A 12,029-nucleotide genomic window follows, 5' to 3' on the forward strand; every position below is an offset into this window, starting at 1 on the left:
CTTGCCCGCCCGGAAGCATCGGCTCGATCCGACGCCACTGCGCCTCGCTTAACTCGTATCGCTTGATCCCCATGATGCCTCCGCAATCGCGGAAACCCATGAATCAGACATCCCACCACTTGGGAATCCTCTGAATGTCGATACAGCCTAGACTCGATCCGGTTCAATCTGAACGGGATTGAGTCTAGACCCTGATCTCCACGGTCGCCACGTCACCCGCGCCGAGCGCTTCGCGCTTCCGGACATCGGCCTTGATCGGCAGGATGAAGCCGCCGCTGTCGCGCTGGGGGAAGATCGACGTCTTCCAGGACGTGCCGCCGATCCGCGCCTCGACCTTGATCGAGCCGAAGCCGCCGGTCCTCCCGAGCGCGGCGAAGCGGATCTCGGCGGCGGTCTGGCCATCGATCGTCAGGAAATGCCAGCCCGCGCCGGATGGCAGCGATGTCGGCTTCCACAACCAGACCTCGCTCGTGATCGTGAAGCTGTCGCCGTCGGCCATGCTGCAGCACTGTGCCGCGCCGCGCCGCGCGTCAATGCCGTCCTTGGTCGGCGAATCGAGGCGATCAGGCGAAGTTGCCGCCGGACGGCTCGCCGCTCTCCTCGATCTCCTCGACAATCGGGTCGACGGTTATCGCGTCGTCAGGCGCAGGATCGGGTTCCACGGGATCTTCGGGTGGCTCGGGTAAATTCGCCATGTCAGTCTCCTCGCTGCCTTCAACGCGATGTGCCGGAGAAGGGCGCGCAGCGTCGGAGCGATGTCCCCGATAATGCGTTGACCGGTGCGTCTGTGTGGACGGGCGCGTCTTGCCAGGTGCGCGGATGACAGACCATTTCGATCTCCTCCCCCATTTGCTGGCGCTCAGCATCGCCTATCTTCTGGCGCTGCCGATCGGCTGGAACCGCGAGAAGGAAGAGCGCAGCGCCGGCGTCCGCACCTTCCCGCTGGTGGCGGTAGCCAGCTGCGGATTCGTCCAGGCAGTCGAAGTGCTGACCGCCGACGATGCCGGTGCGATGGCGCGCGTGCTCGAGGGGGTGATCGGCGGCATCGGCTTCCTTGGCGGCGGCGCGATCCTGCAGCAGCGCAATTCCGTCAAGGGCACGGCGACTGCCGCCAGCCTGTGGGTGACCGGAGCAATAGGGGTCGCGGCCGGGCTCGGCAGCTACGACGTGGCGGTGATGCTGGCGATCTTCACCATGGCGACGTTGTGGTTCATGCGACCGCTGAAACCCGATCCGAGCGAGCGTGGGGCAGAGGAGAAGGCGGACGCAAAACCCTGAAGCTGGGCAGGAGCCGGACTATTTTTTCGCTCGGCAGGCCGCGATGATGGTTTCCGGATCGAAATAATAAGGCTTTATCTCGCAGCATTTCCCGTCCCGAAAGCGGAACAGTTCGCACAGTTCGGCGGGCGCCAGCGCTGGATCGGCGAACCTGAACGCCAGGACGGCCACCACGATGTCGCCGCCGACGGTCGTCTGCACCCGGTCCAGTGCCGCGACGTCCATCATGCCCATGACCTTTGAATAGAGATCGCGAAGGGCGTTCCGGCCGCGGTAGACGCCAGCCATGGGCAACCCGTCCGCCTCGGTGATGAAGAAGTCCTCTGTCAGCAGGGACGCTGCCCTGTCCCAGTCCCCCGCGCCGGAGGCTGCGTAGAGATCATCGACGAGTTGAAGCATCTCCGAGGCCGACATGACCATGTTCTTCTCCTGCGCGCTGCCGTATTTTCCTCATGGTCATTTCTCCGTCAATGCGCCGCGCCGTGAACCTAGCGATATGGCTAGCCTTGCGGCGGCGGCTTTGCGGCTAGGATCCTCGCCATGAACGGCATTCGTCAGATCATTCTCGTCCGCCGGCCCGTCGGCATCCCCGTGGCGGATGACTTCGCCTTGGTCGAAGCGCCGATGCCCGAACCCGGCCCCGGCGAAATGCTGGTGAAGATGCGGGTCGGCTCGGTCGATCCGGCGATCCGCGGCTTTCTCGACGATCGGCCGAGCTACCTGCCACCCGTTGCGCTCGGCGCGCCGATCAACGGCATGTCGCTGGGCGAGGTGGTGCAGTCGAACAATCCGGCCTGGCCGGTCGGTACCGTGCTGCGAGCCTTCGCGACCTGGTCGGATCATTATGTGATCGGGGCCGATGCGCTGGGGCTGGAAGCGGTCAATCCGCGTCCCGGTGCGGAGCTGCATCATTATATGGGCGCGCTCGGCCCGGTCGGGCTGACGGCCTGGGTCGGCCTGTTCGCGGTGGGGCAGGCGAAGCCTGGCGAGACGGTGGTGGTCAGCGCGGCCGCCGGCGCGACCGGGTCGACGGTGGGCCAGATCGCGAAGGCGCGCGGCTGCAAGGTCGTGGGCCTCGTCGGATCGCTGGAGAAGGCACGGGTCATCCGCGATCTCGGCTTCGATGCCGCGATCGATTATCGCGCCACGCCCGATATCGCCTCGGAAATCGCGCGTGCCGCGCCCGAAGGGGTCGACGTCTATTTCGACAATGTCGGCGGGGAGACGCTCGAAGCGATCCTGCCGTTGATGCGGCTGCATGGCCGCGTGGCGGTGTGCGGGATGATCGGTCAGTATAATGATGCCGATCGACCCCATGGCGTGACGACCCTGTGGCAGCTGGTGGTCAACCGCATCCGCATGGAGGGCTTCATCACCTATGATTATCCTGACGTCCTGGAAGAGGCACAGCGCGAACTGGACGGCTGGGTCGCCGATGGCCGACTGAAGCCGCTCGCCAATGTCCGATCCGGATTCGAAACGCTGCCGCAGGCGTTCATCGACCTGATGTCGGGCAGGACCATCGGCAAGACCCTGGTCCTGATCTGATCGAAAAACGAGCCTTGGGAGAGTCTGCCATGTCCTTTACCGGCCCCGCCGAAGACCGCCTCGCGATACGCGAATTGCTGGAAAGCTATGCCGATGCGGTAACCCGCTGCGATCCCATCGCCTGGGCCGCCACCTGGGCCGAAGACGCTGAATGGTCGCTGCCCGATTACCCGGAGATCGGCGTCACGCGCGGCCGGGACGCCATCGTCGCGATGTGGACCGAGGCGATGAAGGCCTATCCCGGCATCACGTTTCAAGCCTGGCCTGGCGCCATCGAGGTCGACGGAGATCGTGCGACGATGCGCAGCTATACGTCGGAAGTTTATGATCAGGGCGACGTCACCATGCGCGACCGCGGCACATATGAAGATGCGTGCGTCAAGGTCGACGGCCGCTGGCTGTTCAGCAGCCGGTCGTTCCGCAATATCCATCGCCAACACGCTCCCAAAGGGGTTTGAAGCCGTGCGGACCGGCACCGTTCCGGCGGTCGCGCCCCGCCATGGCTAGCAATCGCTTCTGGCAGCTCGATCGTCATCCCCAGGGCCAGGATTTCGCCGCGGCGCTCAGTCTGCGGAGCGAAATCCTGCCGCCGCTGGTGGCGGGCGAGGTAAGGGTTGCGGCGCAGTGGCTATCGATGGACGCCGGAACGCGGATGTGGATGAGCCCGCGCACCGACGGATACCAGCCGCCCTTGCCGCTCGGCAGCCGCATGGTCGGGCTGTGCCTCGGACGGGTGTCGGAGAGCCGCGATCCCCGCTTCGCCGAGGGGGCGCTGGTGCGGGGATTCGGCCAATGGTCGGAATATTCGACCGTGCGGCCCGACGCTGCCGGATTGGAGGTGGTGGACGACGGCGTTGCCGATCCTCGCCAGCATTTCGGGGCGTTGGGACTGAACGCCTGGACGACCTATGTCGGGGTGGCCGAAGTGGCCCGGATCAGGCCGGGGGAATGGCTGGCGGTCTCGGCCGCTGCCGGCGCGACGGGTAGCCTGGCCTGTCAGATCGGCCGCAACCTCGGCGCCCGCGTGATCGGGATTGCCGGCGGACCGGAGAAATGTCGCTATCTTCGCGACGAGATCGGGGCCGAGATCGCGATCGATTACCGCAACCAGGATGTCGCGCGCGAACTCGCCAGGATCGATGGCGGCGTGCATGGCTTTTTCGACAATGTCGGCGGGCCGCTGCTCGACGCCGTCCTGCCCAACATGGCGCTCTATGGCCGTGTTGCGGTGTGCGGCATGGTCGCCGCCTACGACAATGACGCGCCGCTTCCCGGCCCGGCGCGGTTCGATCAGGTGCTGATGCGGCGCTTGCGGATCGAGGGCTTCTTCATCCCCGATTTCCTCCAGCGCGGTGCGGAGTTCATGCCCAGGCTGCAGCAGTGGCTGGAGGAGGGCCGGCTTGCAATGCGCTTTGCGGAATATGTCGGCATTGAAAACACGCTGGAAGCTTATGGCGCGATGCTCGCTGGCCGTCACATCGGCAAGGTGATCGTGGGCCTGCCCGGCTGAGCGCGGTCCTTATCCGACGACCATGCCGCCATCGACCACGAACTCGGCGCCGGTCACATAGTTGGATTCGTCGCTGGCGAGGAACAGGTTCATGTAGGCGACGTCCTCGGGCGCACCCATGCGCCGCATCGGGATGAGCGCGATCGTCGCGTCGTAATTCTCGGCATTGTCCGCGAGAGCGTCCCCCTGGATATTGGTCGCGATCATGCCGGGATGGACCGAGTTCACCCGGATCGCGTCGGTCGCGCATTCGAGCGCGATCGTCTTGGTCATCAGGCGGACGCCGCCCTTCGCCGCCGCATAGGCCGTGCAGCCCGGCACGCCAATGAGGCCGAGGACCGACGAGATGTTCACGATGGAACCGCCGCGACCCGACGCGCGCATCGCCGCAACGGCCCGTTGGCAGCCGAAAAATACGCTGTCCAGATTGACGTTGAGCTGGCGACGCCAATCATTGGTGGTCACGCCTTCCAGCGGGCCGAGCACGGCTATGCCGGCATTGTTGATCAGTACGTCGAGGCGGCCCTCCTCCGCCTGGATCGCCGCCATGACGGCATCCCAGTCCGCTTCGCTGGTCACATCATGCGCGAGCGCGCGGGCCTTGCCGCCGGCGTCGCGGATCGATTGTGTCACCGCCTCCGCGCCGGCGCCATCGCGGTCGGTGACATAGACGGTCGCCCCTTCCAGCGCGAAGCAGCGCGCGGTCGCGCTGCCGAGACCGGGGACCGAGGCGCCGCCCGTTACGAGCGCAATCTTGCCTGCGAGACGGTTCATGGCATGTCCTGCAAAGATCGGAGGCGCGGGCATTCCGCCACAGCGTCAGATAGGCATCGGTATTGCCCAGCGTGAAATTGGCGGTGATGCTGGCGTCGAGCAGGTTCTGCGTATCGGTGCGAACACGCGGATCATTGCCGTTGACGATGACCGGACCGGTGGTGAGGTTGCCGCTCAGCGTGCCCAGCGAGATCTGCTGGTCATAGGGGCTGATGTGGCGCAGGCCGACCGATGTCACGACTTTGCCGAACGAGGTCGGCATCGTATATTCCGCGCCCACCGAGCCGGAGAATTTCGGGCTGTAGATCGGATTGTTGGCCGAATAGTCGAACGGGACGATCGCCCCGCCCACCGGCGCGATATTGCCTACGATGAAGTTCTTGAACTTGGTATCGAGGAAACCCATCGTCCCCGTCAAGCGAAGCCCTTCGACCGGACTCAGCGTGACATCCAACTCGATGCCCTTGATCGTCGCAGAGCCGACGTTCGACGTGATGGTCTGGTTTCCGGTCGGTCCGCCGGGGATCGTCGTGTTCTGCTGAAGGTCCTTATATTTCGACACGAAGGCGGCAATATTGAACTGCAGCTTGCGGTCGAGCATGTTCAGCTTTGCGCCGGTTTCATAGCTGTCGACCGTCTCGGGCGCGTAGGGCGTGCCGGCCGTGATTGCCGTCGCCGCACGCGGGCTGAAACCGCCTGAGCGATATCCGCGCGACCAGCTGGCATAGACCATGACATCATCATTGGGGCGGAAGTCGACGCCGACCTTCGGCGTGAACTTGTTGAAGCTTCCCTTGCCGTTACCGACGGTCCCGGTCTGGGCGAAGCTGTTGGTCAGCTCCTTCTTGTCATGGGTATAGCGACCGCCGAAGGACAGGCGCCAGCGATCCGCGAAGGCCCAGTTGAAGTCACCGAAGACCGCATAGGATTTGGTGTGGCCGATAACGGTCTGCGGGTTGAGGTTGGCGACCCTGGGATCGATCGCCGTGTTGAAGCCGAACAGGCGCGTCCACTGGGTCAGGTCGTAGCGGGAGTTGAAATAAAAGCCGCCGACCACATAGTCGAACGACGAACCGACCTTGCCCGAAGCCCGCAGCTCCTGGCTGAACTGCCGATAATGCTGTTTCCGATACACATAATAAAGATCGGCGGTCGACGCATCGAAATCCTGCGTCTGTGTCTCCCTGGATTTGCGATATCCGGTGATGGAGGTCAGTTTGACCGCACCGGCATCGAGGTTCATTTCCAGAGTACCGGCAGGCGCGCTGTATTTGCTCGAGGCCGGGCTGTTGAACACGGTGTAGAGATCGCCCCTGGTGTTGCGGTTGCACTGTTCCGCCGGCTCGAACCCACAGAATACTTCGCCGGTCCGGGCGATGTTGCTGTTGACCACGTCGAACGTCTGATTCTGCTTCTCGAGCGTCAGCAGCGCGTCGAAGCTGCTCTCGCGCGGCTTGAACAGCAGCGAAGCGCCGTAATTGTCGTTGTTGGCGCCGCCGGTGCGCTTGCCGGTCACCGCGTTACGGTAATAGCCATCCGATTCATTATGGAAGAAGAAGCCCTTCAGGCCGATCGTTTCGCCATCGCCGATATTGGCCACCGCCCGCGTCGCCCATGTTCCGAACTTGCCGTAGGACGCCTCGAACTTGCCGCCTGCCGTCATCGTCGGCCGGGTGCGCTGGATATTGATCACGCCGCCGATGGTGTTACGGCCGAACAGCGTTCCCTGGGGACCGCGAAGCACTTCGATCTGCTCGATATCGAAGAAGTCGAGCAACTGGCCGGTATTGGTGCCGATGAACACGCCGTCGATCACGACGCCGACAGTCGGCTCCTGCGATTTTTCGATGTCGGCATAGGTGAGGCCGCGGATCGAAAGGTTGGCGGCTTGCGCCCCGGAGTTCTGCTGGGTGATCAACAGGTTCGGCGCGGCCCCCTGCAGGTCGCCGATGTTGGTCGATGCCTTGTTCTCCATCATCGCCGCATTTATTGCGGTAATCGCGACGGGGGTTTCCTGCAGTGTTTCGGAGCGGCGACGGGCGGAAACGATGATCTCGTTCGCATCGGTCGCCTCTGCCGCAGCAGGGGTTTCGGCGGCGGTCTGCGCGAAAGCAGGTACCGAGTAGCTCGCCAGTGAAGTGGTGACGAGTGCCGAGAGAAGAGCTGGGTGCGCCAATTTGGATCGCATGATTTTCCTCACCTTTGGTTGCATCGCTTCTGGGCGGTTATCTGTCCGATGCTTCTACCGGCTGGACCCGGGAGGCCCTACTGGGATTTGTTACAGGTGACTCGTTTCGGCGACATCGCAGACAAGCGCTGGATGGGAGAGTGAGATGCTGATGAACCGACGGTTTCTATTGGTCCGCCGTCCGCATGGCATGCCCGTGCCGGAGGATTTCCGGCTTGCCAAGGAGCCCGTGCCGCAGCCTGCGGCGGGCAGCTTCGTCGTCCGCAACCACTATATTTCCCTGGATCCTGCGCAGCGCGGCTGGATGGACGATGCGCCGAGCTACATGCCGCCGATCGCGCTGGGCGATCCGGTGCGGGCCACCACCGTCGGCGTCGTCCATGCCTCGGCGAACCCTGACTTCCAGCCGGGCGACTGGGTGATGGGCCTCAACGCCGTGGAGGACTATTCGGTAGTAGCCCCAGGTGGGTTCACCAGCCGCATCGACATCTCCCACGCTCCGAGCCCGGCAAGCTTCCTGTCCGCCATGGGCGCGGTGGGGCTGACCGCCTATTTCGGACTGCTGGACGCCGCCCGGCCGAAAGCGGGGGAAACCCTGCTGATCTCGGGCGCGGCCGGAGCTGTGGGATCGGCGGTGGGCCAGATCGGCAAGATCATGGGCTGCCGGGTAATCGGCATCGCCGGCGGCGGCGAGAAATGCCGGAGGCTGATCGACGCGTTCGGCTTCGATGCGGCGATCGATTACAAGGGAAAGACCGTCGACCAGCTGACCGCCGAAATCGCCGCTGCGGCGCCCGCTGGCGCGGACATCGTCTTCGAGAATGTTGGCGGCCTAGTGATGGATGCCGAACTGATGAACCTCGCGCCCCGCGCCCGCGTGGTCCTGTGCGGGCTGATCAGTGAATATAATTCGCCCGAGAAGGTCGGCATCCGCAATCTGTGGCAGGTTCTGGTCAAGCAAGCCACGATCCATGGTTTCCTGATTGCGGCCTATGTCGACCGGTTCGGCGAAGGCGGGGCGCAGATGGCGCAGTGGATTGCCGAAGGCAAGCTCCGCATGGACGAGGATGTGCAGGAGGGGCTGGAGAACGCCTTTTCCGCCTTCATGCGCCTGTTCACGGGTGCCAATACCGGCAAGCTGGTATTGAAGGTCGCATGATGCCTGCGCCCGCGGATCGCCGCCTCGATGGACGCATAGCCCTGGTGACCGGTGCGGCCTCGGGGATCGGTGCAGCCACGGCAAAGCGCCTCGCCGCCGCTGGCGCGCGGGTCTATTCGGTGGATCTGAAGGGCGATGTCGATTGCCATGCCGACGTGACCGCAGCGGGCATCAACGCACGGCTGGTCGCCGAGACGATCGAGCGGCATGGCGGGCTGGACATATTGGTGCCTTGTGCCGGCGTCAGCGCCTTCCATCCGCTGGAAGGGCATGACGACGCCTATTTCGATCTCGTTCTGGCGGTCAACCTCACCGCGGTTTTTCGCCTGATAAGGGATGCCGTGCCGGCGTTGAAACGGTCCCGCCATGGCCGCATCATCACGATCGGTTCAACGCTGGCGCGGTTCGGCGACGCCGGGCTGGTCGCCTATGGCGCATCGAAGCATGCCGTGCTGGGAATGACCCGATCGGTCGCATGCGAGCTGGGCCCGTTTGGGATCACTGCCAACTGCCTGCAGCCCGGCGCCATCGATACCCCCATGACGGCGCCGGCTTTCAGCCAGATGCCGGAGTTCAGGACATATTGGGAGAACAAGGCGCCGCTCGGCCGGCTCGGACAGGCTGACGACATCGCGGATGTCATCGCCTTCCTTGCATCCGACGACGCGCGGTTCATGACGGGGCAGGGCTTCTTCGTCGATGGCGGCGCGATGACGCGGCAATAGAGCCTGTTTCATTTAAGCTGAACAAGATACCGCTCATCCAGAGTAGCCATTGAGCTCGTTGAAATGGCGTATCGAAGGATCGTCCTTCGATACGGGTCCCTTCGACTGCCTGCCAAGGCAGGCGCTCAGGACATGCTTCGCCAGGCTCAGCCTCTACTCTGGATGAGCGGGTTAGCTTAACGAAACAGGCAATACGTTGCCCGGGTCGGGACCGCGCCGCCGATCGTCAGAACTGGACCCGCTTGGTATAGCCGCCGTCGATCACGACATTGGTGCCGGTCGTGTAGGATGCGGCGGGGCTCGCGAGAAACACGATGGTCCTCGCCACCTCGTCCGGCCCCCCCCAGCGGCCGAGGGCAAAGCCTGCCTCGGTGGCCTGGTAGAGTTCGGGCGCCGCCGCCTTGATCGCTTCCCAGTTGCCGCCGGGAAAGGCGATCGGACCAGGCGACACCGCATTGACGCGGATGCCCTTCGGACCAAGCGCCTGGCCGAGCTGCGAGGAATAGGTGAGCAACGCCGCCTTCAGCGCGTTGAAAGCCTGCGGGACTATGAAATTCTCAAACGCCGCGGTGCTGGACATGATGACGATCGAGCCGGAGCCCGACTTTTCGAGATAGGGCTCGAGCGTCTCGCAGCCGATCACCGTACCCTTGACGTCGGCATTGAAGCACATATCCCAGTCGCCGGTCGCGCCCGAGCCGGACGCGCTGGCGCCCGGCACGAAGATGTCGCAGCCGCCCAGCCGGTCCGCCGCCGATTTCAGCCAGGTGGTATAGGCTTCATGATCGGCCATATCGAGCGCTTCGCCGATGATCTTGCCGCCATGGCGCGATAGGGACTCGACGGTCTGCGCCACCCCTTCGGGATTGCGCGAGAAGAACGCGATATCGCACCCTTCTTCCGCGAAGATTTCCACCGCTGCGCGCCCGATGCCGCGGCTGCCGCCGGTCAGGATGACCTTCTTGCCCTTGAGTCCCAGATCCACGATGCACCTCTCGTCCATTTTTTCGGTGGCGTCGGTTGTCGCTGGCGGCCCCTGCCTGCACCACTCGCCTTTTGATCAGGGCCGGGCTGGACTCAGCAGCCGGCAAGCCGCTCCTTTATCTCGGCGCGCAGCTGATCCTTGCGGACTTTGCCCGAGGCGGTGCGCGGAAAGTCCTCCACGAACTCGAAGCGTTCGGGAATTTTCTGCCTGGCCAGGCCGCTCGCCGCGACATGCGCCGCGAGCGCAGGACCGTCCGCTGCGGCGCCCTGCCGAAGGATGACGAAGGCGCAGACGCCTTCCCCCAGCCGGGCATGGGGCATGGCGACGACACAGGCTTCGCCCACATCGCCATGCCGGTGCAGCACCTGTTCGATCTCCCTGGCCGAGATGTTCTCGCCGCCGCGGATGATCAGATCCTTCTTGCGCCCGGTGATGGTGATCGCGCCTTCGGGGCTGCGGACGCCCAGGTCCCCGGTGCGGAAGAAGCCGTTGGGCGTGATCGCCTCCGCCGTCTGTTCGGCATCGGCATAGCCCATGAACATGCCAGGCCCGCGCGCGAGGATTTCGCCCTCCTCGCCGTCGGGCAAGTCATGCTCGTCATGGTCGACGATGCGCAACTGATAGTCGACGATCTCGCCATCGGTGGTCGCGGCCAGCACCTCGTCCTGCGGCCAGCCGAAGCTGACGAGCGGAACTTCCGAGGCACCGTAGACCCGAAAGGCGCGAGCATTGGCGAAGGCGGTGTTGGCAGCAGGAATAAGGTCGTCGGGCACGGCCGCGCCGCCGCATGCGAAGAAGCGGAACGACGGCAGGCGATTGCCGCTGTCCCGCGCAGCGGCGGCGAGCTCGACCAGGAACGGCGTTGCCGCAACCGTCCCGACCAGCTGGTGCCGGTCGATCAGCGTGACCGCCTCGCCCGCATTCCAGCTTTCCATCAGGACGGCGCGCGTCCCGCACATGAGGGGCGCCTCCAGCCCATTGGCATAGCCCGAAACATGGGTGACAGGCGATGGCATCAGCGTTCCGGCGCCAGGCGCCAGCCCCCAATGCGCGGCGCTGGTCCGCAAGATGCGACCCAGCGTCACATGGCTGTGCAGCACGCCTTTGGGTCGTCCTGTCGTGCCCGACGTGTAGAGGATCAGCTTGACGCCAAGCGGATCGACCCGTGGCCGCGCGAACGCCACCCCCTGTCCTTCGGCCAGCAGCGCGGCATAATCGTCCGCCCCTTCGCCGCGCACGGTGAACATATGCGCCAGATCGGGCAGGTCCGCCTGTACACGTTGCGCCATCGCCGCGAAGTCGAAACCGCGAAAACGGTCGGCAACGAAGAACGCCCGTGCGCGGCAGTCGCCGAGCATCGATGTGACTTCGTGATCGCGGTAGATCGGCACGATCGGGTTGACGATCAGGTTGGACATCGCCGCTGCCAGATTGATGACCGCGGCCTCTCGCCAGTTGGGGATCTGGAAGGCGACGACATCGCCGCTCCGCAGGCCCCGACGATACAGCCCGGCCGCCAATGCTTCGGCATCCGTGATCAGTTCGGCACGGCTAAGCTGCGCCTCGCCATCGATGATGGCGACGAAATCGGGGTCCTCGTCGGCCAGTGCGAAAGCCTGCTCAGCGATCGTGCGTTCATCCCACAATGCGGTGCCGGCATAGGCGGCTTGATGTGGCGCCGGGATGCTCAGCCAGGCCCAGGGTGGGGTGTTCCTCTCTTCCATGGCGTCTGGCTGCTCCGTCTGGCCCGCCCTGCCAACTGGCCAAAAGGCAAGCTGGCGATGCCGGCTCGTACCTGTCACCTGTCCCAGCTTGTCGGACTGTCCATGCTCTGCTGAAATCCGCTTCGGCAAATAATATCG

At 64.4% G+C, this 12,029-nt stretch carries 12 protein-coding genes and 1 pseudogene; 6 read left to right on the forward strand and 7 right to left on the reverse strand.

The annotated features are described in order from the left end of the window. Nucleotides 1-184: 184 nt before the first annotated feature. Entirely contained in the window at nt 185-499 is a 315-nt protein-coding gene (locus AC1DQK_RS16050) for a DUF1905 domain-containing protein (protein WP_477872304.1), read from the reverse strand. Between the two features lie 64 nt (nt 500-563). Beyond that, nucleotides 564-695, reverse strand: coding sequence for a hypothetical protein (locus AC1DQK_RS16055; RefSeq protein ID WP_477872306.1), 132 nt, complete (start codon nt 693-695; stop codon nt 564-566). 124 nt (nt 696-819) lie between these two features. On the opposite strand from AC1DQK_RS16055, the gene AC1DQK_RS16060 reads away from it, so the two are divergent. Further along, nucleotides 820-1,278, forward strand: a complete 459-nt coding sequence (locus AC1DQK_RS16060) for an MgtC/SapB family protein (RefSeq protein ID WP_477872308.1) — start codon at nt 820-822, stop codon at nt 1,276-1,278. Nucleotides 1,279-1,296: 18 nt separating this feature from the next. Here the strand turns inward: AC1DQK_RS16060 and AC1DQK_RS16065 are convergent, their stop codons facing one another. Further along, nucleotides 1,297-1,698, reverse strand: coding sequence for a nuclear transport factor 2 family protein (locus tag AC1DQK_RS16065; RefSeq protein WP_477872310.1), 402 nt, complete (start codon nt 1,696-1,698; stop codon nt 1,297-1,299). Nucleotides 1,699-1,818: 120 nt separating this feature from the next. Here AC1DQK_RS16065 and AC1DQK_RS16070 point away from each other — a divergent pair, with 120 nt between their 5' ends. The 3 genes from AC1DQK_RS16070 to AC1DQK_RS16080 are packed head-to-tail and all read left to right on the forward strand — an operon-like array spanning nt 1,819 to nt 4,336. Continuing rightward, a complete protein-coding gene (locus tag AC1DQK_RS16070) occupies nt 1,819-2,826 on the forward strand; it encodes an NADP-dependent oxidoreductase (protein ID WP_477872312.1) in 1,008 nt (335 codons plus the stop codon). Nucleotides 2,827-2,855: 29 nt separating this feature from the next. Further along, entirely contained in the window at nt 2,856-3,284 is a 429-nt protein-coding gene (locus AC1DQK_RS16075) for a nuclear transport factor 2 family protein (RefSeq protein ID WP_477872314.1), read from the forward strand. 41 nt (nt 3,285-3,325) lie between these two features. Next, nucleotides 3,326-4,336, forward strand: a complete 1,011-nt coding sequence (locus AC1DQK_RS16080) for an NADP-dependent oxidoreductase (RefSeq protein ID WP_477872316.1) — start codon at nt 3,326-3,328, stop codon at nt 4,334-4,336. Nucleotides 4,337-4,345: 9 nt separating this feature from the next. Here AC1DQK_RS16080 and AC1DQK_RS16085 read toward each other — a convergent pair whose 3' ends face one another. Beyond that, the gene (locus tag AC1DQK_RS16085) at nt 4,346-5,110 is read right to left on the reverse strand and encodes an SDR family NAD(P)-dependent oxidoreductase (protein ID WP_477872318.1); all 765 of its coding nucleotides are present in this window, start codon (nt 5,108-5,110) and stop codon (nt 4,346-4,348) included. A gap of 82 nt (nt 5,111-5,192) precedes the next feature. Beyond that, nucleotides 5,193-7,322: pseudogene (locus AC1DQK_RS16090) on the reverse strand (TonB-dependent receptor); the annotation flags it as partial. 121 nt (nt 7,323-7,443) lie between these two features. Here AC1DQK_RS16090 and AC1DQK_RS16095 point away from each other — a divergent pair. Continuing rightward, the gene (locus tag AC1DQK_RS16095; RefSeq protein WP_477872320.1) at nt 7,444-8,457 is read left to right on the forward strand and encodes an NADP-dependent oxidoreductase; all 1,014 of its coding nucleotides are present in this window, start codon (nt 7,444-7,446) and stop codon (nt 8,455-8,457) included. Continuing rightward, nucleotides 8,454-9,182 (forward strand): SDR family NAD(P)-dependent oxidoreductase, encoded by a 729-nt coding sequence (locus AC1DQK_RS16100; RefSeq protein ID WP_477872322.1) that lies wholly within the window; start codon nt 8,454-8,456, stop codon nt 9,180-9,182. The genes AC1DQK_RS16095 and AC1DQK_RS16100 overlap by 4 nt, the downstream gene beginning before the upstream one ends. Nucleotides 9,183-9,408: 226 nt before the next feature. On the opposite strand, the gene AC1DQK_RS16105 is transcribed toward AC1DQK_RS16100, so the two are convergent. Beyond that, complete coding sequence (locus AC1DQK_RS16105) at nt 9,409-10,167, reverse strand: SDR family NAD(P)-dependent oxidoreductase (RefSeq protein WP_477872323.1); 759 nt, start codon at nt 10,165-10,167, stop codon at nt 9,409-9,411. 92 nt (nt 10,168-10,259) lie between these two features. Next, the gene (locus AC1DQK_RS16110; RefSeq protein WP_477872325.1) at nt 10,260-11,891 is read right to left on the reverse strand and encodes an AMP-binding protein; all 1,632 of its coding nucleotides are present in this window, start codon (nt 11,889-11,891) and stop codon (nt 10,260-10,262) included. Nucleotides 11,892-12,029: the final 138 nt, after the last annotated feature.

The organism is Rhizorhabdus sp. P4_G5 (assembly GCF_056401065.1).

Coding starts and splice junctions, on each gene's coding strand:
- AC1DQK_RS16050 (WP_477872304.1), bottom strand. CDS start 499: ATGGCCGACGGCGACAGCTTCACGATCACGAGCGAGGTCTGGTTGTGG.
- AC1DQK_RS16055 (WP_477872306.1), bottom strand. CDS start 695: ATGGCGAATTTACCCGAGCCACCCGAAGATCCCGTGGAACCCGATCCT.
- AC1DQK_RS16060 (WP_477872308.1), top strand. CDS start 820: ATGACAGACCATTTCGATCTCCTCCCCCATTTGCTGGCGCTCAGCATC.
- AC1DQK_RS16065 (WP_477872310.1), bottom strand. CDS start 1,698: ATGGTCATGTCGGCCTCGGAGATGCTTCAACTCGTCGATGATCTCTAC.
- AC1DQK_RS16070 (WP_477872312.1), top strand. CDS start 1,819: ATGAACGGCATTCGTCAGATCATTCTCGTCCGCCGGCCCGTCGGCATC.
- AC1DQK_RS16075 (WP_477872314.1), top strand. CDS start 2,856: ATGTCCTTTACCGGCCCCGCCGAAGACCGCCTCGCGATACGCGAATTG.
- AC1DQK_RS16080 (WP_477872316.1), top strand. CDS start 3,326: ATGGCTAGCAATCGCTTCTGGCAGCTCGATCGTCATCCCCAGGGCCAG.
- AC1DQK_RS16085 (WP_477872318.1), bottom strand. CDS start 5,110: ATGAACCGTCTCGCAGGCAAGATTGCGCTCGTAACGGGCGGCGCCTCG.
- AC1DQK_RS16095 (WP_477872320.1), top strand. CDS start 7,444: ATGCTGATGAACCGACGGTTTCTATTGGTCCGCCGTCCGCATGGCATG.
- AC1DQK_RS16100 (WP_477872322.1), top strand. CDS start 8,454: ATGATGCCTGCGCCCGCGGATCGCCGCCTCGATGGACGCATAGCCCTG.
- AC1DQK_RS16110 (WP_477872325.1), bottom strand. CDS start 11,891: ATGGAAGAGAGGAACACCCCACCCTGGGCCTGGCTGAGCATCCCGGCG.